The 23,128-nt window shown below is 58.4% G+C and carries 18 protein-coding genes; 10 read left to right on the top strand and 8 right to left on the bottom strand.

The features are described 5' to 3' along the window. The first annotated feature begins 81 nt into the window (after positions 1-81). From G9X68_RS29000 to G9X68_RS28985, 4 genes are all read left to right on the top strand, one after another. Positions 82-1,848: a GumC family protein gene (locus tag G9X68_RS29000; RefSeq protein ID WP_171605324.1), complete on the top strand. Its 1,767-nt coding sequence runs from the start codon at positions 82-84 to the stop codon at positions 1,846-1,848. Beyond that, the gene (locus tag G9X68_RS28995; RefSeq protein ID WP_171605323.1) at positions 1,845-2,867 is read left to right on the top strand and encodes a glycosyltransferase family 2 protein; all 1,023 of its coding nucleotides are present in this window, start codon (positions 1,845-1,847) and stop codon (positions 2,865-2,867) included. The genes G9X68_RS29000 and G9X68_RS28995 overlap by 4 nt, the downstream gene beginning before the upstream one ends. Positions 2,868-2,873: 6 nt before the next feature. Then, positions 2,874-4,259 (top strand): polysaccharide biosynthesis/export family protein, encoded by a 1,386-nt coding sequence (locus tag G9X68_RS28990; RefSeq protein WP_171605322.1) that lies wholly within the window; start codon positions 2,874-2,876, stop codon positions 4,257-4,259. A 123-nt stretch (positions 4,260-4,382) separates the two neighbouring features. Next, positions 4,383-5,849 (top strand): hypothetical protein, encoded by a 1,467-nt coding sequence (locus G9X68_RS28985; RefSeq protein ID WP_171605321.1) that lies wholly within the window; start codon positions 4,383-4,385, stop codon positions 5,847-5,849. 188 nt (positions 5,850-6,037) lie between these two features. Here the strand turns inward: G9X68_RS28985 and G9X68_RS28980 are convergent, their stop codons facing one another. Continuing rightward, positions 6,038-6,337: a hypothetical protein gene (locus G9X68_RS28980; RefSeq protein ID WP_240605274.1), complete on the bottom strand. Its 300-nt coding sequence runs from the start codon at positions 6,335-6,337 to the stop codon at positions 6,038-6,040. Between the two features lie 307 nt (positions 6,338-6,644). On the opposite strand from G9X68_RS28980, the gene G9X68_RS28975 reads away from it, so the two are divergent. Together G9X68_RS28975 and G9X68_RS28970 are read left to right on the top strand one after the other, a co-directional pair. Then, positions 6,645-7,556 carry a glycosyltransferase family 8 protein gene (locus G9X68_RS28975; RefSeq protein WP_171605319.1) on the top strand — a complete coding sequence of 304 codons (912 nt, stop codon included), beginning with the start codon at positions 6,645-6,647 and terminating at the stop codon, positions 7,554-7,556. A 133-nt stretch (positions 7,557-7,689) separates the two neighbouring features. Next, on the top strand, positions 7,690-8,712 hold the full coding sequence (locus tag G9X68_RS28970; protein WP_171605318.1) for a glycosyltransferase family 2 protein: 1,023 nt from the start codon (positions 7,690-7,692) through the stop codon (positions 8,710-8,712). Between the two features lie 287 nt (positions 8,713-8,999). Here the strand turns inward: G9X68_RS28970 and G9X68_RS28965 are convergent, their stop codons facing one another. After that, a complete protein-coding gene (locus G9X68_RS28965; RefSeq protein WP_171605317.1) occupies positions 9,000-9,749 on the bottom strand; it encodes a Crp/Fnr family transcriptional regulator in 750 nt (249 codons plus the stop codon). A gap of 452 nt (positions 9,750-10,201) precedes the next feature. Between G9X68_RS28965 and G9X68_RS28960 the strand changes: the two genes are divergently transcribed. After that, a complete protein-coding gene (locus tag G9X68_RS28960; RefSeq protein WP_171605436.1) occupies positions 10,202-10,858 on the top strand; it encodes a sugar transferase in 657 nt (218 codons plus the stop codon). 148 nt (positions 10,859-11,006) lie between these two features. On the opposite strand, the gene G9X68_RS28955 is transcribed toward G9X68_RS28960, so the two are convergent. Both G9X68_RS28955 and G9X68_RS28950 read right to left on the bottom strand, forming a co-directional pair. Next, on the bottom strand, positions 11,007-11,303 hold the full coding sequence (locus G9X68_RS28955) for a hypothetical protein (protein ID WP_168311741.1): 297 nt from the start codon (positions 11,301-11,303) through the stop codon (positions 11,007-11,009). A 589-nt stretch (positions 11,304-11,892) separates the two neighbouring features. Continuing rightward, the gene (locus G9X68_RS28950) at positions 11,893-13,113 is read right to left on the bottom strand and encodes an acyltransferase family protein (RefSeq protein WP_171605316.1); all 1,221 of its coding nucleotides are present in this window, start codon (positions 13,111-13,113) and stop codon (positions 11,893-11,895) included. Positions 13,114-13,255: 142 nt separating this feature from the next. Between G9X68_RS28950 and G9X68_RS28945 the strand changes: the two genes are divergently transcribed. The 3 genes from G9X68_RS28945 to G9X68_RS28935 all read left to right on the top strand — a co-directional run bounded on the left by G9X68_RS28945 (position 13,256) and on the right by G9X68_RS28935 (position 19,870). Next, on the top strand, positions 13,256-15,574 hold the full coding sequence (locus G9X68_RS28945; protein ID WP_171605315.1) for a membrane-bound PQQ-dependent dehydrogenase, glucose/quinate/shikimate family: 2,319 nt from the start codon (positions 13,256-13,258) through the stop codon (positions 15,572-15,574). A 140-nt stretch (positions 15,575-15,714) separates the two neighbouring features. Next, positions 15,715-17,502 carry a tetratricopeptide repeat protein gene (locus G9X68_RS28940; protein WP_171605314.1) on the top strand — a complete coding sequence of 596 codons (1,788 nt, stop codon included), beginning with the start codon at positions 15,715-15,717 and terminating at the stop codon, positions 17,500-17,502. 196 nt (positions 17,503-17,698) lie between these two features. Continuing rightward, entirely contained in the window at positions 17,699-19,870 is a 2,172-nt protein-coding gene (locus G9X68_RS28935; protein WP_171605313.1) for an adenylate/guanylate cyclase domain-containing protein, read from the top strand. A 16-nt stretch (positions 19,871-19,886) separates the two neighbouring features. Here the strand turns inward: G9X68_RS28935 and G9X68_RS28930 are convergent, their stop codons facing one another. The 4 genes from G9X68_RS28930 to G9X68_RS28915 form a co-directional block, all read right to left on the bottom strand. Further along, positions 19,887-20,393 (bottom strand): YHS domain-containing (seleno)protein, encoded by a 507-nt coding sequence (locus G9X68_RS28930; protein WP_276314928.1) that lies wholly within the window; start codon positions 20,391-20,393, stop codon positions 19,887-19,889. Positions 20,394-20,410: 17 nt separating this feature from the next. After that, complete coding sequence (locus G9X68_RS28925) at positions 20,411-21,001, bottom strand: ankyrin repeat domain-containing protein (RefSeq protein ID WP_171605312.1); 591 nt, start codon at positions 20,999-21,001, stop codon at positions 20,411-20,413. A 133-nt stretch (positions 21,002-21,134) separates the two neighbouring features. Next, positions 21,135-21,917 (bottom strand): FadR/GntR family transcriptional regulator, encoded by a 783-nt coding sequence (locus G9X68_RS28920; protein ID WP_017961838.1) that lies wholly within the window; start codon positions 21,915-21,917, stop codon positions 21,135-21,137. Positions 21,918-22,111: 194 nt separating this feature from the next. After that, positions 22,112-23,098 carry a substrate-binding domain-containing protein gene (locus G9X68_RS28915; protein ID WP_171605311.1) on the bottom strand — a complete coding sequence of 329 codons (987 nt, stop codon included), beginning with the start codon at positions 23,096-23,098 and terminating at the stop codon, positions 22,112-22,114. Positions 23,099-23,128 lie beyond the last annotated feature (30 nt).

The raw sequence follows: 23,128 nt of genomic DNA, 5'->3' as shown, positions 1-23,128 counted from the left end.
GGAAGACACGCCACTCCCCCGTCCCTCCAAGCTGCCACTACCCGGTTACTCCGTGATCTCGCCATTTTGGATTAGGACGACATGACCTCAAGCACGATCTTCAGCGGTGTTTCTCCGATATCTCTGCCCGCCGCAGCCGCTAGCGGGAATTCGCCGCTCACCTTGCGGGATATGCTCTTCTTTCTCAGAATGCGCTGGCTGTGGATTGCGGCGACGATTTTCGCTTTCCTGCTAATGGCAGGGAGCTACGTGCTGACCGCCGAACCGACGTTCGTTGCCAGCACACAACTTGTGATCGTCCCCCAGGTCAGCGGCTCCGAAGCGCAGAGGGCTTTCGCGGAAGACGCGTTCATCGAGGGACAGTTGGAGATCGCCAAATCCAGCGATGTCGTCGGCGGGACGGTAACGGCACTGGGTCTCGATACCGATCCCGACTTTGTCGATCAGACACCTTCGCTGCAGGATAGGGCAAAGAACTGGTTGATGGGGGTTTCTTCCGAACCGGATACGGCATCGCAGGAAGCGGCCGGCCCAGGACCGCGTGACACACAGCCGCGACAGCAGATCGAGGACGGGCGGATCCATGACCGGGCGGTCGCCACGCTGCTGAACATGATGGGAGTACGCCGGGTCGGGAGTTCGACGATCATCGAGATATCGGCTGCGGCGTCGACCCCGCAGCAGGCCGTCGATATCGCCGACACGCTGGCCAGGCAGTATATCCAGAAGAATATCGCGATGAAGGCCAATGCGTCCCGGCAATACAGCGAATGGCTGACCAGATTCGTAAGCGAGCAGCAGCGCGGACTGGCCGAAGCTGCCAGGGCCCTGGCCGGCTTCACGAGCAATCCGCGCGATCAGTTCAAGCTTGCGGAGCTGCAGAGCGCGACTGACGCCCGCCGCACCCTTTATGAAAATACCTTGAATCAGCTGACCGAAGCCAAGCAGCGCATCACCTACCCGGTGTCGGACGCTACGATCGTCTCTCGGGCCACCCTGCCTCTTTCGAAAGCCAGGCCACGCAGCACGCTCATCATCGCCTTTGCGGCGGCGGTTGGTCTTGGGGTCGGCTTCGCACTCGCCATGATACGGCACGCCGGCGATCGCCGGATCGTCCGGCCCCATCAGATCGCGGAAGCCGGTGGGCTGCCCTTTGTCACTTTGCTGGCGACATCGAGGACCCGCAATGGTCACTTTGCGCGTTTCCTCGCCGCCGGTACCGGCAGCAGCAGCACCGCAGCCGCCTATCCTGTTATTCCAGGCATGGCGGAGCTGAGCGCGACGGTCGTTGGTCTTCGGCGCAAACGTCGGGTCGTCATTGGAATCGTCGCCGTCAATCCTGGCAGCGGGGCATCGACCATAGCATGCGAACTTGCGGTGCTCTCGTCGATATCAGGAGCGCAGACGCTGCTGATCGATGCGGCTGCGCAGAAATCGTCGCTCAGCAAATCGATTGCGCCCCATAGTTCCACAGGCCTCGTCGATGTTCTCGACAATGGCGAACTGATCCAGACGGCGGCATTGCCCCTCACCCCGACGCTGAAATTCCTACCCCTCGGCAAAGTCGAAACGGTGACGCCGGCCATTCGCCTCAGTTCCCGCCGCACGCAGTTGAGCTTCGCCGACCTGAAAAAGGAGTTCGACGCCATATTCGTCGACATTTCCGCATTCTCCGCTTCGCCGGATGCCAATGCGATCGCGCCGGAACTGGACGGTGTCCTCGTGGTCACGTCGCACGGGCACACCTCGATCGACGATACCATGCACGTCATCGAGACCCTGCGGAATGTCGGCGCCGAGATCCTCGGCGCGATCATCAACTATGCACCGAAAAGAATAGAGTCATGACTTCACTTTCGGCAGAAGCAACCAGGCGGGACAGCCCGATCGGACCAGCGCCTGTTCATTGCGGCGCTGAAGCCATGGAGGGCCCCGCGCGCCGCCCATTGCGAATGGCTGTGGGAATTGCTTCGGCAGGCCGCCCCTCGATACTGCGGGAGACCGTCGATTATCTCACCGCCCTGCCGGACCAGGCCGAGCGGCTGATCGTCTGCGTGCCCGTGATCGACGACGTCGCCGGCCTCGCCGACCGCCTCGATGTGGAAGTCATCGTCGGCAGCCGTGGCCTGACCTCCCAGCGCAACAGAATCATCCAGGCAGCCGCCGCCGATACGGATATTCTGATCTTCCTGGACGACGACTTCATTCCCGCAGCGACCTTCCTGTCGCGGATGGCGGCTGTCTTTGCGGCAAACCCCGACGTGGCGATCGCCACTGGCGAAGTCCTGGCCGACGGCATCCTCGATGGCGGCCTTAGCATGCCAAAGGCCCTGCAGGTTCTTGAAACTGCGGGCGAAAGAGCCGGGCAGGTGGCGGAGGTTTATAACGCCTACGGATGCAACATGGCGGTTCGCCTATCACCCGTTGTCGAGCACGCGCTGGCCTTCGATGAACAGCTGCCGCTCTACGGCTGGCTCGAAGACGTCGATTTCAGCCGGTCCATCGCCCGTTACGGCAGGTCCGTGCGTGTCGAAGGCGCTCGCGGCGTGCATCTCGGCGTCAGATCCGGGCGCCAGCCCGGCCGAAGACTCGGCTATTCGCAAGTTGCCAATCCTGTCTACCTGATCCGGAAGGGCACGATGTCGAAGGGCCGTGCTGTCGCACAGATCGGCCGCAACATCCTGGCGAATACGCGGGGCCTATTATTCAACGACCGCTTGATCGACCGATGGGGACGTTTGAACGGCAATTTGCTGGCGTTATCCGATCTTCTTGTCGGCCGCGTCTCTCCGTCCCGCATCCTGGAATTCGGCAATCCCGCGCCGCGCGAGATGCCTTCGCCGTCGATCGCAACGAAACGGAGATAGCAGACAATGCAGCGCACATCCTTGTCCGGTCGCCTCATCTCCATCGCCCTTGCCTTGCTGGTATTTTCCGGCGTGACCGGCTGGAGCGTCGCCCATGCGGAAAACTATACCCTCGTGCCGGAAGATCAGGTGAGACTGCGTGTCGTCGAATGGCGATCGTCGGATTCCCGGTATGCCAGCTGGGAAGCCCTCGGGGGAACATATACAGTCGACGATGCTGGTAATCTGGCGATTCCGATCGCCGGCCAAGTGCAAGCGATCGGCAAGACGACGGAACAGGTTTCCGATGCGATCGCCACTGCGCTCTCCGAAAAGGCCGAACTGCCGGGAAAGCCGTTCATCGCAGTGGAAATTGCCCAGCATGCACCGATCTTCGTAACCGGGACCGTGCAGACCCCCGGGCGCTATGCTTTTGAAGCCGATATGACGGTCATGAAGGCCGTCAGCATCGCCGGCGGCTTCCTTCGGGAGCGCGAGGAGAATACCGTCTTCGAGCGCGACCGGATCCAGGCTGCCGGCGCCTACCGAACGGCCATTCTCAACCGGCGCGATCTTCTGATGCGCCAGGCGCGGTTGCGCGCCGAGATCGCCGGTGAACAGAGTTTCGATATCCCTGCCGAACTCGCCGGAACACCCGATGTGGACAAGCTGAAGGCGCAGGAATTAAACCTGATGCGGCTGCGACGCGTCGATATCGAAAGCCAGGTCGAAGCGGCGAGCGACCTCGCCCGTCTCTACGGCCAGCAGGTCCAATCACTCGAGGCCAAGATCAATTCGCAAAAGCGGCAGATCGACCTTGCGCAAAAGGAACTGGATAATGTCAACAGCCTGGTGAGCAAGGGCCTGGTCAGCAATTCCCGTCAGGTCACGGTCGACCGCGGCGTTGCGGATGCACAAGGCACCCTGATCGATCTCGAGGTCGCACTGACCACGGCTCGCCAGGGGCTCAGCGAAGCCGATCGCTCGAAGATCAATATCGTCAACCGGCAAAACAGCGAAAACCAGGAGCTGCTCAACCAGGTCAATCTCGCGATCGGCAGGGCGGCGATCGACATTCAGGTGGCCCAGCTTCTGGGCGAACAGGCTGGCTACAGCGCTCAACTCGCCCAGATGAATACGGACATGCCGGGTCTTGGCAGAACGCAGAAGAACTACAGGATCGTGCGTCGCAACGACGATGGCACTTATCGCAACATCGAGGCGGACGAGACGACCACCTTGCGGCCGCATGATGTCGTCGAAATCGGCATCGACACGGATCTCCAGACGCCGTCGCCTCCGCTGCAGCTGCAGTCCGCACCACAGCAGCAAAGCTCGGCAGTTCCGCTGTCTGATATAGCAGGCGACAATCAGACGGCTCCCGCCTGGATATCCCAGACGGGATCGAATTAGGGGGCGGTCGTGACCATTAACGACAGCTGGCGGCTTTCGCTTCGGGCATTGCGTCGGAAGGCGGATGCCGGTTTTCAGCAAACCCGATGCCTCCCGCTCTCCGTCCGGATCGGGATCTGAAGCATGTCGATAGAACCGATCGGCTTCATCGTTCTGCTGCTTGGCCTGCTCAGCATGGTCAACGGGGCGCGTTTTGCGGTCACGACCCTTTGCCTGTCGACGCTGCTCGGTGCCGCAGCGGCTCTCCAATTGCCGGCGCTTGGCGGCAGCAGCATCCAGCCAAGCCATCTTCTCGTGCTTTTTCTCGTGGTGGCCGCCCTGCTGCGTCCGGCTCAAACACAGGCGACGCTCGCCAGCATCGCCTATCCGGGTCCCGGTTTCTGGTTTGCCGCCTACATCCTGTTTTCCGTGGCATCATCTTTCTTTTTGCCGCGCATCTTTGCAGGCGCGACCCTCGTCTACTCCTCTGCGCGAGACGCCACGGGCATGATGTCGACCGTGGCCGCTCCACTGTCGCCGGGTTCATCCAATCTCAGCCAGTCTGTCTATCTGCTCGGCGACCTCGCCTGTTTTGCCGTTGTCTCGGGACTTGCCAGGCTCGGCTATGCCCGCTTCATCGCACTGCAGTTAATCGTCGCCTCGATCGCATGTTTTGCCCTGGCGTTGATTGACATCGGAACATTCCTGACCGACCAGTCCTACCTGCTCGATGTCATCCGAAATGCGAATTATACGATGCATACGGCCGAGACGATCAGCGGCTTCAAACGCATCGTCGGACCGTTCCCCGAAGCAAGCATTTATGGCGCGGTCGCATTGGCCTATTTTTCCTTCACGCTTCTGCTCTGGCTGGAGCGCGTCCAAAGCCGCATAGCGGGACTTGCAACGCTTTTCATCGGCCCGACGATCGTCCTCTGCACATCGACAACCGCCTATATCGCCGGCATTTTCGTTGTCTGCATGTTCGTTCTGTTTTGCCTGAAACGACTGATCAGCGGCCCCGCCACGACCCCGCATGTGACTTTCCTGGTGATCACGCTGTTTTTGATTCCCTGCGCCATCGTCGCACTCAGCCTTGTCCCCGATGCGTGGAATTCCCTCGCCGGTCTGATGAGCACCACCTTGTCGGACAAGCTCCAATCGCAATCCGGTGAAGAGCGCACCGCCTGGAATACACTGGCATTGATCGCATTCGTCGATACCGCCACCTTCGGCGCCGGGCTCGGCACGGTTCGGGCCTCGAGTTTTATCGCTGCGTTGCTCTCCAATGTCGGATTGACCGGCACTCTTCTCTTCGCCACGTTCCTGTACAGCCTTGCGAGGGCCTCCGGCCGGCACATGTCAGGCGATCGGGAAACGCACGCGATCGGAACCGCTGCGGTTATGGCATCCATCGCGCAGGTCGCCTCGGCGGCGATATCGGGGAGCGGCACAGATCTCGGCTTGCTGTTCAGCACCACGGCAGGTCTGGCGGCCGGCTGCCTGGCTACCAATACCTCCCCCCGGCGCGCGACCCGATCGCTTGCTAATCGAACCCCGCTGGAGACATCGACATCTCTGATGAGAGCGCCGATGTTTTCAACACGATGACGCCCGCCTTGGAACTCCGCCCCGGCGCGGGATGGCAATCTCGTCGAGCCATCGGCGTGCCCGCATTGGGCCGAAGCCGGCCGACCGCACCGCATCTTTCAAGGATCGCCTGTAAAAGCAGTCCATCGGATAAACTCCGTCCTGCGAGGCCAGCCGCAGAAGACTATGCTGCGGGTTTTATGTCGACATCAGCCTTGCGGGCGCTCCCTGGTGGTCGCGACGCTATCTGCAACGGAATTGTTTTCGCGCAGCCTGGCACTGCGCCGCAAAAGCCCCGACAGGAACACGCCTGCCAGATAGCCGATTTCCATGAGCACGAGGATGGCGATACCGGAGAGCACGGCCGCGATCACGGAAGACCCGCCGGCGAAAGCCACGCCGCCGAAGCCGATTGCCACCAGGATTGCAAAAATTGCGAAAGCCCAGGCGCGGATGGAAGCCCCGGCAGCGATCGAAATCACGGCTGCCCCGAGTGTGGTGATCAACATGACAATCCCTCTTCCGTCGGCATTCCGACAAGGGTCCCGGCACCAATCGCCGTACCGCGAAACAACATGTCGAAACATAGCCTTTTGACAGGCAAGGCACTCTTCATGGTGAATATCTCAACAATGAAACATACAAAAGCCGCCAGCAGCCAGACCCCGATCCAGCACCACCGCGCTGGATACTGGCTATATATACCGAACAGGGCCTTCATATGACAGACCCGTCGGCCCAATTCACAACTGTTCCCTCGCCTCGCAAAGACAACACCGATTCATTTGTATTGCGCACACTCGGAAAGGTGATGACATGAACAACCAGTGCATCGTCTACGTCACGGATGTCGAGTATTCATTTCCGACCATTCTCTCGGCGCTTCAGGCTCGCAAATTCGCAAGCCCTGCGACCGACGTCTGCGTTCTGATGTCGGAACATCTCGACAATTTCGAAGAGCTGAAAGCCCTGCTCGCAAGGAGTGGGGTCATATTGACCGATGCGACCGAAGCGCTGCAGGACTCGCTCGGCAAGCTCGACAGTTCGCATTTCCAGGGACGCATCAGCGTCAGCACGATGGCCAAGCTGGTCCTTTGCGAGATCCTGCCTTCCAACTATACCCAGATCATCTACCTCGATGGGGATACCCAGATCGTCAGCGATCTCGGTGCGTTCGAAAGTGCCGCTGTTCCCGAGGGCAGGTTTTTCGCGGCGCGCGACTACACGGCGATCCATGACTTCCTCGACACCGGAAAGGACAGCCACTATTTCAACGCAGGCGTCCTGAAATTCCATCGAAATGGCTGGATCGGGCAGGAGGCGCTCGAGCTCTTTGCTAGAAATCCCGAGGCCTGCGAGGGCAAACATGATCAGGGCGCATTGAATTATGTCTGCGGTTCATCGCTCATCCTGGTATCGAACCGCTGGAACTTTCCCAAACAATTCCTTCATCTGGTGAACATCTCCTCCTTGTCGATCGTCCATTATATGGCGCATCCGAAGCCATGGCATGGAACCTTCTTTCCGTGGACCGATAAGGAAAGCCAAGTATACGTCGACCTGCGCAAAGCACATCCGATTTACAACTCGTTGTATCGCGGAATAAGCCTCGATCGGAAGATGCTGTATAAATACCGGTCGATACGGGCGCGCATCGAACACGCAATCGAGAAAGAAGGACCCAATCCTAGGGTTCAGAGCTTGCTGGTTGGCGACTACGCCGTATGATGATGTATTGTTGGTCCGACTTGAATGTCCGCGTGACTGAACTCAGCGTCGCCGGTCGAGCCGTGGATTTGCAGACGGAAGCGCAAAGTATTCATCCATTCATTCCAGGAATGAATAATCTTCGGGACAGAGTATGAGTTATAGGGCTTCCGCCGCCAGTATCTCGCATTACGTGAAAGCCCGCCTGCGCCGGTCGCTCAAGGCTCGGCAGGTTCGCTATGACCTGCTGCGCAACGGGCTCAAGCAGGCGCGCCACGTCGTCATCTGCGTCATCCGTGACGAGGGCCACCGGTTGGCCTTCTTCCTTCAGTATTATCGCGATCTCGGCTTCGAGCACTTCATCTGTATCGACAACGGCTCGACCGACGGCACGGCCGAGTTGCTGTCCAGCTTCGACGATGTCTCCCTTCTTTCGGCTCATGGTTCCTACAAGGCGGCGAGGTTCGGAAACGACTGGATCAACGAAGTCATCAACCGCCACTGCCGGGAGAAGTGGGTCCTGTATGTCGATGCAGACGAGTTCCTAGTCTATCCGCATTGCGACACACGTCCGATCGATCAATTGACTTCCTATATCGATTCCATGGGCGGCCATTCCCTCCGCTCGGTCATGATCGACATGTACAGCCCGCATCCCGTTCTCGATAACATATGCGAACCCGGCCGCAACCCGCTCGAGGTCTGCAATCTCTTCGACCGGTCCGGTTATGTCGCGCATTTCGACGAACGCAACTGGACGACATGGATTAAGGGCGGCGTTCGCGGGCGCGTCTATTTCCGCGACCGGCTCTGGGACGGTCCCGCGCTCAACAAGATACCCCTCGTCTATGTGGCGGGTGAACGTCTGTTTCTTAAATCATCGCACCAGGTCTGGCCGCTCTCCCTGAATTTGGGCGACATGCGCGGAGCGCTCGGCGTATCCGGCGCCCTTCTGCATTTCAAGTTCCTGTCGACCTTCGTGCATAAGGTTGCCGATGCGGCACACCGGTCGCAACATACGGAGGAATATACCGTATACTCCTCGGGCAGAGACATGGATGACTTCGTCTATGACGATACGGGCACCTACAGAAGCTGGAAGGACCTGTCCGATCACGGGCTCATACAGGGTGAAGGCTGGAAATACTGGAGGAATGCTTCCGAGAGCGAAGTCTAGAGCAATTCCAGGAAAAGTGCGAAGCGGTTCTCCGTCCGGAATTGCGTAAAACAAAAAGGTAGAGCGGTCCTGCGTTTCCATGAAAAGCTGAACCGCTCTAAGTATGCCGGGCCAAAATGCGCAGCGATTTTGGGACCACGTGCATGAAGACAAGCGCTAACACGCCAACCTGATCTTTCAGCCTGCTTCCCCTGACTATCAATCCTACTGTCATCAAACACAAAACCCGCCGGCGACGGGTTCGGTCGGGGCATTCTGCCGTTCCGTTTTTTTATCGCGACGACGCCTCAGGCGAGACCCGCCCCCTCGGCATAAGCCTCCAACGCCTTCCGATTGAGAATGCGGATTTTGCCCTGTGTCCCATCGACCACTTTGTTCTCGCGCAAACGCCGCAGGCATTGGTTGACCTTTTCACGCGACGCCGGAAGTGTCGCGGCCAGCTCATGCTGGGAGATGATCAACTCGTCGCCGCTATTCTGCGCGTCCATTCTATAAAGGGCAGAAAGACGCAGCAGCGTCCGGGCCAGTCTCTGCCTTAGGCTCGATCCGGCATTGGAAATGATCCGCAGTTCGAGTTCGGAAACACGAGCCAGCGCCTTCGACAGTATCTTCACCTGAAATTGCGGATCGTTCGCACATAAGTCCCGCAGCAACCGACCGTCGAAGTAATGCAATTCGCAGTCCGACGAGGCCCGATATTCCAGGCTGAGAGACTGCTTGCGCAGCACCTCCAATTCGCCGATCAAGCCGCCTTTCGGAACGATTTCCACGATGAACTCTCGTCCATCGGCAAGCGGGGTGCTTGCGCTCACCATTCCGCGCTGTACGCGGGCGAACATGTCGAGGACGACGCCGGCGCCGGCAATAACCTCACCGCGGCGAAACTTTCGAACACTCGAGCGGAAAAACGGGAACTCGTGATCCAAATTCGCCCGGCCGTCGTAAACAATACCTACAGACCCGCAAGTAACCGCTTCGCTTATTCGCTCGGCGTTTCCTTTAGTCCTATTGTCTCTGGTTCTAATCGCCCCGTCCATACGCGTAACTCCACGCAGACTAATTGATCTATTGTCTTGAGCGACATTCGTAATAGGTTAAATTAGAAAGTCAAACAATAATAAAATAAAACTTTCGTGTTGAAACTATACGTAATTATGAAGATCCCTCACGTTTATATATCATAAAATTCATATTGAATTCTATCGCAAACAACGCTTTGAGGCTGCTTGACGATTTTTATACAATTTATGACAATTGCCTATCTGTAGAATACCCCCGACAAGCACAACAATAACATTACAGTTTAAAATAAAACAAAATAACATTTCTGACATATAGTCAAAAACAAAAGTAATATTTTAAATATTCTCAAGAATTTCTTAAGAGCATAAAGAATTAATTCATAATTATGACCTCGGTCACAGACATCAAACTTGCATTAAAACAAGCTTTGGCTGTGATTTCTGGAATTCGTCTAACGGAGACACGGGTGGCGGGGAAAAATCAGGGCATGAACCAAACCAAACCTTGGCGGGATTTCGCCACGACCTATCAGGGAAGGCGTCCATTCAATTCGTCACAACCCCGTCTGATCAGCAGATTTCTGAAGCGCGCATTGGACATCATCATTGCGGCAAGTTTCTTATTCCTTCTGTCGCCGCTCCTTCTGTCGGCGGCAGTCATCGTCACGCTAAGTGATTGGGGCCCTGTTTTCAATTCCCATCGCAGGATCGGTTACAAGGGAAAAGAGTTTGGTTGCCTCAAGTTTCGGACGACCGGATCCGACGCAACGACCGACGCGCACGTCACCGTCGTCGGCAATATTTTGAGGCGATCGAGCCTCGACAAGCTTCCGCAATTGATCAACGTGTTGCTGGGTCAAATGAGTCTCGTCGGCCCTCGCGCCATTACCAAAGAAGAGCTGCCGCGTTACGGTGAACATGCCTATGCCTACATGGCCGTCCGTCCCGGCCTGACGGGCCATTGGCAAACCAGCGGGCACAACGACGTGAGCTATCGGAATGGAATTTCCCTCGACGTCGAATATTTGTCCAAATGGACGCTCACGCTGGATTTCGTGATCATGGCAAAAACGCTCTCGGCGCTGCTTTCCAGGCACGCGTTGCTGCCCAAAGTCGACTCCTAAAGCATGTCGCGCAAAACTGGGTAGCGGTTTCGAGATAAAGACATGCGCAAAATCAAAGGCTAAGACGCGGCAAGCGAATCCAAAATATCGCGCGCTTTAGACACCCTGACACAGCGCAGCCGAGCATCCTGCCGCCTCGGCCATGTCACTACCCATGAGGACGCTTGCCCGTGACATGGGAGCGCTCAGTAATGGAGTTCTTTTTCCGGCGCTTTTGAATATGCCACAAAGAGAAGGCGAATAGACCCGCCAGATAGCATATCTCCATCAATACAAGCACTTCGATGCAAGAAACGACCGCCTCCGTCAAGGAGGAACCCTTCAGCAGGATCACGCCGCCCAAGGCCGTGACCACCAGAAATGCAAAAATTGCAAAGGCCGAGGCGCGAATGGTCGCTCCGGCGGCGATAGAGACGGCAACCACGACGAGCGTGCTCTTCAGCATTATTCTGATCCTCTCTTCACACCTCCTTCAAGCCACCGTCAGCCCTCGATGACATGACAAAACCCAAAGTCGAAACGAAGTCCGATCAAAGTATTTTACCTATTGCGGTTAAAATATTGCTAATGCCAGCCCAGCAAGTCGACGGAACAATGCCGGAGAATATTCGACTATTCATCCAGCGGGGCCGTTCTACCGATTAAACCCAAGAAATCCTTGGATATTGCGACCAAGAAAGATCTAGGTGTCGGAGGCTTATACAGGAGAGAGCAATGCAGCTACGGCGTTCTCTCGCAGAACTGAACGTTTATTTGTTGTTCCTGAAAGATGATTTTGGCCATAGGCTTACGCTCGAGCGCATGTGCGCCGGCAACGATCGGGCTTACGCTCGTCCGGCAAGCGTGACATCGACCGCATCAGGGTTGCTCACGGGCCTTCGGAAAATTCAGCCCCTGCGATGGACCCGGATATCTATCTGAGATCGGTCAGCCGACAACGAAACAGGGCCCGCCGCTATGGCGAACCCTGCTGATGTCCTTGCCGGTTGAGCACCTGCGATGGAATTGCCAGCCCGAGGCCGATATCGACAAACCTATTTCGAAACCGCGCCGGCCAGTTGCCGTTTTGCGCCGAGTTGGAGACCGAGGTTTTCCAGCCAGGTGACTTGTTTCCTCAATTTCAACGCCGGCTTTTCGATGAATCTCCACGAGAAGGCGGCAAAGCAAGCGGCAACAATGCTGCAGACGATGCCGTTCAACCACCAATTATGCGCCCAGGGGCCGAGCGCTACGAACGCCTGTTGGATCGGATAGCCATAGAGGAAGACGCCGTAGGAGTAGTCGGCCCCACGCAGGACGCCGAGCTTGCGGGGCGAGGTGAGACCAAGGAAGACCGTGACATACCCCATGGCCGGAATGGCAATGAAGTCCCCAAAGGAGGTGAACCAGTATGCCCACAATATCACGGCCACAGAGGCGAGGAAAATTCGGATATCCCACAGAACCTTGTCCTTGTAGAGATAGAAGGTCACCCCCACAAGAAAAGCACAAATGAGCAGATTGCCCGACGCGGTCGTCGGCATAGTTGCCCAATTACTTTCATGTTTCCAATATCTTGCGATACCGAAGGCTATGATCAAAGCCGGCGTGGCGATAAGGGCAATCACCCGCCGCCTGACCACGCCGAGCAGGAAGAGAACGGCGATCACAGCATAGCACTCAAGCTCGAAGGGCACCGTCCAGAGCTGCCCGTTCACCATTGCGGCGTCAGGATTATCCAGGAATACCCCGGGGAGATTGAAGTGAATGTGCCCTGTGACATTCATCAGATAGGTAAAGAACTGAGGATCGGTGAAATAGTCACGCAGGTCATACTCAGTGTAGATCGCTCCGAGTATAAAGGCAGCCAACAATACCTCTACCGCGAGAGCGGGGTAGATCCGGATAAATCGATTACCGAGAAAGGAGATCAATGTCTTCGATCGTTCAAGACTGCCAGCCACCAGGAACCCGCTCAGGACAAAGAACATGGGCAGCACTGATTTGATAAAAGGACGGAATGGCGATTCCCAGAGAAACAGGTCGTCGCCATAGGTGACGCGGGCCGTATGTATCCAAAGCACTGAAAAGGCTAACAGTAATCGCATATAGTCGAATCCTGTCGGTCGCCCGTTCGCTAGATTAAGCTTTTCGCCGAGAACCATCTGTGCCCCTTTCAGAAGTATTGACTCGATTTGGAATGGCAAGCCGTTGCCGCAGAGCGGCGGCGGCATCATTGCCGGGTCGGGGCCGCGTGTCAGTGACCACAGGTACATCAGGTAAAAATTGAACGAGAGAGCAGCCCTCTCCCGAAGACGCGTCTCTGACCATCAACCCATGGCCCTGTGCTTCCCGAGGGCCATGCGACGGTCGGAGTTGAAATCCAGGTGATCGGGCGGCGGATTGGATGAGGAGACTATGAAATTTCTGGCTACCCTGTTCTGTGTTGTTCTCGCCCTTATCGGATTGGGGCTGATCGGAGGCGGCGCCTGGCTGCTCAGCCTCGGCGGATCGCCCTATTACGCGATCGTCGGGCTTGCCTATCTGGTTGCGGCGCTTCTGCTGTGGCGCCGGAAGACGTTAGGCGGGCTCATCGTTCTGCTTGTCGCCGTTTTTACCCTTCCCTGGGCGCTATGGGAGTCGGGTCTCAATTTCTGGGCGCTGTTTGCCCGCTTGATGTCCCCCATCGCGCTGGCGGGCTTTGCCCTTCTCTTTGCACCATCGCTTTCCCCGGCCGCCAACCGGAAGCTCCTTTATGGCGGCGCCTTGGTGGCCGCTCTCATCTTTGTCGCGGGTTTCGGTCTCAGCTTCGTGCCGCATGGGATCATCCACCCCTCCGCCGACATCACCGCCTATCAAGCCGCCAAGGGCGACAACTCTCCCTCCGACTGGACATCCTATGGCCGCACCACGGCAGGAGATCGTTATTCCCCATTCGATCAGATCAACCGCGGCAATGTTTCCAAGCTCGATCTCGCCTGGACATATCGCACCGGAAAGAGTGATGGCGCCGATCAGAACACGCCTCTGCAGATCGGCGATACGATCTACACCTGCACGCCGACAGATGTGATCGCAGCGCTCGATGCAGATACCGGCAAACCCCGCTGGACTTTCGATCCGAAGGCGACGGCGCCTTATTGGCAACGCTGCCGCGGCCTCGGTTACTACGAGGTGCCGACGGAAGCCCAGTCCGCCGATGGTCTCTGCAATGAGCGCCTGGTGCAGACGACGATCGACGCCCGTCTCCTGGAGATCGACAGCGAGACCGGCGCGCCCTGCAAGGACTTCGGGGACAATGGCACCGTGCAGCTTTCCCAGGGCATGGGCGAAGTCAAGACGGGCTATTATTTCCAGACATCGGCGCCGCTGATTGCCCGCAACCTGATCGTCGTCGGAGGCTGGGTGACGGACAATCAGGAGGTCGGCGAACCCTCTGGCGTTATTCGTGCGTTCAACGTCGTCACCGGCGAGCTCGAATGGGCATGGGATCTCGGCAATCCGGAGATCACCAAACTCCCGCCGGAAGGCCAGACTTATACGCGGGCCACGCCCAACATGTGGACGACGGCCGCATTCGACGACAAGCTTGGCCTGATCTATGCACCGCTCGGCAATACCACGCCGGATTATTACGGCGTCAATCGCCCTGCTTTCGCCGATCAATACAATGCGACATTGGTAGCACTCGATGTGACGACCGGTCGGGAGAAATGGAAATTCCAGACCGTGCATCACGATATCTGGGACTATGATCTGCCGGCCCAACCGGTTCTGATCGACCTGCCTGACGGCAATGGCGCCACCGTGCCTGCTCTGCTGCAGACCACCAAACGCGGGCAGCTTTTCCTGCTCAACCGTCAGACCGGCGCACCGCTTGCCGAGGTTCAGGAGAAGCCGGTGCCGCAGCATGGCGGCGCGCCGGAAGAGAAACTCTCCCCCACGCAGCCCTATTCCGTCGGCATGCCGACAATCGGTGCGGACCGCGTGACGGAGCAGACGGCCTGGGGCCTGACGATGTTCGATCAGCTGGCCTGCCGCATCGCCTTTCGCAAGATGCGCTATGACGGCGATTTCACCCCGATCGGCACGCAATATGCGATCCAGCAGCCGGGAAATCTGGGTGGTCTCAATTGGGGAAGCGTATCGGTCGATCTGCCCAACAACAGGGTCTTCATGAATGACATCCGCGTCCCCAGCCTCTTCGCACTCATCCCACGCGAGGAGTATGTCGACTTTGCCCTCACCACGACCGCGCACGGCCCCTCCGCCCCGCAGCGCGGTACGCCTTACGCCATGGCCACCGAGATGTGGACATCGAGGCTCCGCGTTCCCTGCACGCAACCGCCCTTCGGCACCGTCACTGCAGTGGATCTGAAGACGCGCAAGATCGCATGGCAGGTTCCGGCCGGCACGGCCGAAGAGCTCGGGCCATTCAAGATCAAAACCAAGCTGCCTATGCCGATGGGCCTGCCGAGCTACGCCGGCACGTCTGCAACCGCCGGCGGCGTCGTCTTCTTCGCCGGCTTCCAGGATTATTATATTCGTGCCTATGACGCCGAGAACGGTGCCGAGCTCTGGAGGTATCCCCTGCCGGTCGGCTCGAGCGCGACACCGATGACCTACGTCTCACCGAAAACAGGCAAGCAATATGTCTTGATATCGGTTGGCGGCGCACCCTATTCGAAGGATATCGGCGACTACGTCCTTGCCTTCTCGCTGAAAGACGGAACTTAGCCGCGGATATCGCATAAGCTTCACCGACCATCTTCAAGCCCACGGCCACGGACCGCTTCTCAGCGGAGGCAATCGGATTTGGCGGCGCTGCCGGTCACACTGTGTTATTTTGATCCGACGAGGAATTGGGACTTACGAGCGTGACGCGAAAACTGGCGGCGATCCTGGTCGCAGATGTGGTCGGCTACAGCCGCCTCGCCGGTGCGGACGAGGATCGCATCCTGGCGCGGCTGAGAACGCTCCGCAGCGACCTGGTCGATCCGACCATCGCCGTGCACAATGGCCGTGTGGTCAAGCGTACCGGTGACGGAAGCCTCATCGAGTTTCGCAGCGTCGTGGACGCCGTGCGCTGTGCGATCGAAGTGCAGACTGCCATGGTCGAGCGCAATATCGGCGTGCCGCCCGAGCATCGCATCGAGTTCCGGGTCGGGATCCATCTGGGAGATGTGGTCGAGGAGAACGACGGCGATTTGATGGGCGACGGCGTCAATATCGCCGCGCGGTTGGAGGGAATTGCCAAGCCCGGCGCCATTTGTCTTTCCGAAGATGCCTACCGCCAGGTGAGAGCGAGACTGGATCTTGCCGTGACCGATCTCGGCAAGATCCAGCTCAAGAATATTGCTGAACCGATGCAGGTCTATTCGCTTCAGATCGGAACTCCGCAGCCAAGCCCGGCACGACAGGCGCGGCCCGCAATCAAAATGCCGTCAGTTCCGGCCGTTCCCGACAAGCCGTCCATCGCCGTACTGGCGTTCAACAACATGAGCGGCGATGCCGAACAGGAGTATTTCTCCGACGGTATCAGCGAGGACATCATCACCGATCTCTCGAAGCTGTCCGAATTGCACGTGATCGCCCGCAACTCATCCTTTGTCTACAAGAATGTCACAGCCTCCGTACCTGAAATGGCCAAGGCGCTCGGCGTCCGCTATGTCCTAGAAGGCAGCGTGCGCAAGGCTGGCAACCGCGTGCGTGTCACCGCCCAATTGATCGACGCGAGCAATGGCGGGCATATCTGGGCCAGCCGGTTTGATCGGGACCTCACCGACATTTTCGCGGTTCAGGATGAGCTCACGCAGGAGATCGTGGCCGCGCTCAGGCTGAACCTCACGCATGGCGACCAGGATCGATTAGCCCAAGGGCGCGCACTCAATGTCGACGCTTACGAGTTGCTATTGCGTGGCCGCGAGCAGGCGTCGGCCCATACCCGAGCCGGAAATATGGCCGCCCGCAGCCTGGCGACCGACGCCCTCGCCATTGATCCGCAATATGCGGCCGCCCAGGCACTCATTTCCTTCACCCATGTGCTCGACTACGTCAACGCCTGGAGCACCGATCCGGAAGGCTCGCTGCGAATCGGCATGGATCTCGCGCAGCAGGCCGTGGAAATGGCCGAGGAACAGCCCAACGGCCGCTTCGCACTGGGCATGGCTTGCATGTGGAACCGGGAACTGGACCGGGCGCGGGCAGAAGTGCAGCGGGGCCTCGCACTTTCCCCCAACTCCGCAGATCTCCTGATACTGCTGGCCCATATCCAGATATTCTCCGGCGATCCCGCCGGCGCCCTGGAAACACTCGATGCATCGATGCGGCTCGACCCGCACCATCCTGAAATTCTCTTCCAATTTCGCGCCGATGCGCACTTTTCTCTTGGCGAGTACGAACAAGCGATTGTCGCGATCGAGCAGCGGCTCCAACAAAACTCCCAGTCGGAGACCGCCTACGCCCTGCTTGCCTCATGTTATGGGCACCTCGGCCGGCCGGAGGAGAGCCGGCAGGCCTGGGAGAAGGCACTTCGGATCAATCCTGATTTTTCTGTCGAGCGCCGCCGGCGGGTTCTTCCATTCCGAAACCCCGAGGACTTTAACCGCCGTGTGGAAGGGCTACGTAAGGCAGGACTTACAACGGCGGATCTTGGCCCTTGCTGAGGGAACCTGCCGTCGAGCCGATACGGCAAACAGCTCATTTTATGGGCGGACGCGCGAGAAGCCTCTCAGATCACGCCTTCTCCACGGGGGAATGTGGCCGGCGAACATGATGCCACCTTGGACAACTGTAATGGCAACGGCACGGCACCTGCTGTAAGATATCGGTTAGCGGATCGGACACCGGGAAAGAGCTGGTATGGAGCGCCGTCTTGCAGCAGTCCTGATTGCGGATGTGGTCGGTTACAGCCGCATGAGCGAGATCGACGAAGAGGGAACGCGTATCCGCTTCCACTCCGACCTCCACGAGCTCTTCGAACCGAAAATCGCCACGCATCACGGCCGCCTGATCAAGACTATGGGCGACGGGATTCTGGTTGAGTTCCATAGCGTGGTGGATGCTTTGCGCTGCGCCGTCAAAATCCAGCAACAAAAGGCGGAACGCAATGCGGCCCTGCGGCCCGAGCAGCGGATGCTTTTCCGCATCGGCGTCAATCTCGGCGATGTCATCGTCGAAGGGGAGGACAATCACGGAGACGGCGTCAACATAGCCGCGCGGCTGGAGAGCCTTGCCCCACCCGGTGGAATTTGCATATCCGGCACCGCATTCGATCACACTGTACACAAGGCTGAGGTCGGCTTCTCGGCTCTCGGTGAGCAGCAACTGAAGAACATAGCCGATCCGGTTCGCGTCTATCGTGTTCTGTTAGATCCCTCTGAGGCAGGCAAGGTCGTCGCCTCTCGTCGGCCGCGCCGCCGGTCGATCATTCTGGCCACGCTTGCAGCCCTGTTGATCGCGACCACTGCGATTGTCTTCACATGGCCATGGTCGTTTGTGCCGCAACGTCCATCTGTCGCGGTGATTCCTTTTGCCAATTTGAGCAGCGACGCCGGCCAGGATTATTTCACCGATGGCATTACAGACAGCCTGATTGCCGATCTGACCATGCTTTCGGATCTTGACGTCATCGGCCATAATTCGGTGTTTGCCTACAAAGGCAAGCCTCTCGTTTTGGCCGACATCGGACGCGATCTCGGCGTGCGTTTTGTCGTTGAGGGCAGCGTACAACGGATCGGCGATCAAATCCGCGTCAATGCACAACTGAGCGATGCCGCAACCGGCGACCACCTGTGGGCAAACCGATTTAACCGCGCCGCGGCGGATGTCATGGCTGTGCAGGATGAGCTCAGTCGGCAGATCGCCGAAGCGCTCGGCCTGAAACTCACTCAATCTGAGACGGAACGGATTACCCGTCCGCCGACCGCCAATCTCGAGGCATACGACTACTACCTTCGCGCCGAGCAGGCGACGCGTACCGGCCGCCGTTCCCGGCTGCTCGAGGCACTGGCGCTCTTTGACAAGGCGGAGGCGCTCGACCCCGGTTTTGCAGAGGCCTTCGCCGCCGACGCGCACGCGACCGCCTATGTCTGGCGAAGCGCTTACGACGACGTTCTCCAGAGCGCGCTGGCGCGAAAAAGGGCCTACGAGAAGGCTAGTCGCGCGCTGGCGCTCGACCCGGCTCTTTCATCGCCATACGCCGTTCTTGCCGTCATGCAAGTCGTGGACCGCCGCTACGAGCAGGCGGTTGCCTCGGCGCAGCAGGCGGTGTCGCTTGGGTCTGCCGATGCCGAAGCTCATATGGCATTGGCATACGTTCAACTGTTCTCCGGCAATCATGCCGAGGCCGGCGCGGCCGTCGAGGCGGCGATCAGGCACGATCCGAACCTCTCAGCCATCAATCGATACACGGCTGGCCTGGTGTTTTATTTGCAGCGCGACTACACGAAGGCCATCGAAAACTTCGAACGCGCGCGCGATGGTTCTCCGGGAAATGGCGATTTCGTTACCCCACTCGCTATGGCCTATGCCCGTGCCGGTCGCCTCGATGCTGCTCGTGCGACTGTCGCCGAAGGACTTCGCTTTCTAGCTGGGCGCGATTCCCTGGCGGCCTGGCGTATCAGCAATGCCCATTTCCGCAACGAGCAGGATTTGGCGTTTATCCTCGATGCTCTGCGCGAGGCCGGCCTGCCGGAATGGCCGTTCGGTTTCAGGGGCAATGAGCAGGATCGGCTGCACGGTGACGAAATCGCAAGCGCCGTCATGGGCAAGCTCCTCCGGGGCAAGACCGAGCCCTCAGGAAGCCCTGCACTCATGCAAATCGAACGCGACGGCAAGGCAGCCTTCCGCTCGGCGACGCAGATGATCACCGGAACGGTTTTCGTCAATGGGGACATGCTCTGCGAGCAGAGCGAAAACGCATTTGGACGAGCCGATTGCGGACCGGTCTACAGACCTGAAAACTTGCCCGCTGAAACCAGCTATGCTTATGTGAACTCCACCAAGGTCTTCTATTTTTCGCCCGTCAAATAGCCGCGCTCCACTTGCGTCAGTGATACTGATCCCGCTCGAGATCGGCTGCGACCTTCGGCCAGTTTCTATCGGCTTTCGGCACTGCTTCGGCCACGTGAGCGGCAAACCCCTCCGCCGATCCCTTGTCGTAGATCAGGTAAAGCTTGCCGTCGATGATCTTGAATGCCTCTGGGTCGACGTTGATCGTCACCGATCCGAGAGCCACCTCGCCCGCGCAGTAGCCGCCATACTGAGGCGCATATTTGATCGGCTCGCTGATGAACATTTCGCGGTGTTTGGCATTGGCGAAAAGCCACGGTGTCCCCAGCCATTCGTGGGAGAATTCCTCGGAGCCTTTCACAGCCTTGCCTTCGGTGAAATAAGCAACGGGGTCGTATCCCATGATTGCCACGCCGCCGAAGTACCCCGTGTTTACCGAGTCGTCGGCGAAAGCCCGCGATCCACCGACAGCGGCCAAAGCCAGAAGGAACACCGCCATAGAGCGACCAATTCCTCGCGCACCGCTTCTGGTCCCTGCATACATCCGTGCCTCCTGTTCAATCATTGGATTTCCATGCACGTCGCGTATTCTTTCTCCCCGATGCGGCTGGCCGGAGGGCAAGGCGCGCCATGCCGCTTGAAAAGCCGCACGATGTCCGTGTTGCCCTTCCAGATCGCTCGCGTGATTGGCGTGTAGCCGTGAACCTCGGCATGACCGACGTCAGCCCCCTCAGCCAGAAGAAACGTGGCGAGAGCGACGTGGTTTTCCTCACCGGCTACCATCAGCGGCGTTACACCCGCTTTATTGGCCGCGTCGTCGAGCGTTGCGCCATGGTGGAGCAGCAGCTTGCTGATCGGCACGCTGCCGGAAAAGGCTGCCGCATGAAGCGGCGTAAAGCCGCCCGAGTTCCGAGCCATGACGTCGGCGCCTTTGCCGATCAGCAATTCGGCTATGGCAAGCTGGGCTCCGAGCGCGGCGTTGATAAGAGGTGTTGCCTGATCGCGTGCCCGGCTGTCGACATCGGCACCGGTAGCCAGAACCTGCTCGACGACGGCGGTGTTTCCAGTGGCAACGGCATCAAACAAAGGGCTCCCCGCAGCGGCCACCGTCCCTGTGAAAATCAACGCCACCGATGCAAGCAGCCCACGCATGGCTCAGCCCCCGAAGGTTGCCAAGGACAGTAGCACAAGCCGCGGGTTTTGGGTAGGCATCGAGGACTCTAGGAGGTTGAATTCCCCTGCATCAAGCTATCGTCAACCCGACAGTCGGACAGGATGCAAAAATCTATCGTGACCACCGGGCGATGATTTCGTCGGTATTTGCCAACGCCTTGCGGACTGCGTTGCGCGCCATGGTCGGTCGCTGCAGTCGAATGCTTTTCTCAATATTTTCATGAAGTTTCAGCGCGTACCGCAAATTGTCTTCCTCCCGCGTCACATGGGCGAAGAGGTGGTTCAGCGCCGATTCGATCAAGACGCCGAGCGGCACCAGCAGATCATTTCCCGAGGCGCGTAAGATCGCGATATGAAATCGCGCATCGGCTTCTGTTCGCTGCTGGAGCGATGTCGCCTGATCCATGTCATGCAGGGCCTGGTTGATCGCGTTCATTTGCTCGTCAGTTCGGCGTTCCGCAGCAAGCGCGGTCGCTTCCGGCTCGATCATATGCCTGAGTTCTTGCACGGCCCTCAGAAAGGATTCGCGATCAGGAGATGCCGCATACCAGCCCAAGACATCTCGATCCAGCAGGTTCCAACGTTCCTTGGGTTCGACCCAGCTGCCGATTTTCGGGCGGGAAGAAAGCAGGCCCTTGGCCATCAACATCTTGATCGCTTCGCGCACCGCCGATCGGCTGACCTCAAAGACTTCCGACCATTTTGCTTCATTTGGCAGGATCGTGCCCGGCGGATAGTCGCCGCGCACGATTCGCAGACCGATCTCGCCTGCTAAAGACACATGAACACTCGCCCCAGTCATGCGGGGAGAATTTGGGCGCCTTGTGGTGGCCGAGCGGTCAACCATCACCACCTCGAGCGCAGCCGTTGGCTTTCCCGATTTTTTGTCAGGCATTTATTTCTACTGCCTCAGCATTCTTTCGACTGTCTGCACGTATGATCACAACAATCGTAATAACGAGGAAGTCGCCTGCGATTGACGCTGGCACAAAGCGCGGAATTCAGGGCGCGTCAAGCCCAGCGGATCTCTCGATCCGTCTCGTGAGGACAGTCGGCGCACCCTTGAACCGGGTGCGCCAAACCGTGAAGCTACTTTTGAATGCAGGTGTCGACTGTATCCTTCGTGCACTCATCGAGCCCGGTGAAAACCGGATCTTCAACCGGCTTGCCGGCAATCAGATCCATCATTACCGACGGTGCCTTGTAGCCCATCTCGAACGGTCGCTGGCCGACGAGCGCCGTGACCAGTCCTTCCTTCGCAATGGCGACCTCGTCGCCGATCGTGTCGGCGGCACCAATGACGAAATCGTTGCTGGCGATCTTGCCGGCCATCGGCTTGAACAGATCGCGATAAGGTTGCGGCGCGCCGAACAATGGCCAGCCACCCATAATACCGAATGCGTCCAAGTCGGGATTGGCCGCGAGAATATCGGTCATTGCCTGAACACCCTTCGCACCATCGTCATTGGTGAACACCGGGCAGCCGGCGACCTCGGTCCAGCCACCCTCGCCTTTCAGCTCGGTCAAGCCTTTCTGACCAGTAAGCGTGTCGCGCATCCCTTGTGCGCGGCGTAGAATATTGTCTGCTCCCGGATTGCCTTCGATCGTGCAGATCTTGCCGCCCTTCGGCTTGCCCTTCTTGATATATTCGCCGATGCGGGCGCCCATCAGATAGTTGTCGGTGCCGAGATAAGTCTTGCGCAACGCTGCATCCTCGGCGGCAAGATCGGCATCGAGCGTCATCACCGGAACCGTCGGATTGGCCGTCTTCAAGGTCTGGGCAATGAGCTTTGCATTTGACGGCGAGATTGCGATCGCAGCCGTGTCCGCCTTGCCCAACATATCCTGAACGATCTGCGCTTCGCCGGCTTCATCGGATGTCGATGCCGGACCGGTGTAGAAGCATTCGTATTCAGAAGTGGGGTTCTCCTTGTTCCATTTCTGGCAACCTTGATTGATTGCTTCGAAGAACGGATTGTCGAGGCCTTTGACGACGATGACGAGTTGCTTCTTGGCCAGGGCCTGCCCGGCGGTCAGTGCTAAAACTGCGGCTGTAAGTAGTAGTGCCTTCCTCATAGTTTCCTCCCTTGAAACAGACGGACACCG

This window comes from Rhizobium changzhiense (genome assembly GCF_013087625.1).
Taxonomy (GTDB): Bacteria; Pseudomonadota; Alphaproteobacteria; order Rhizobiales; family Rhizobiaceae; genus Rhizobium; species Rhizobium sophorae.
The sequence above is the reverse complement of the archived record's forward strand: the minus strand, read 5'-3'. Positions and strand labels throughout refer to the sequence as shown.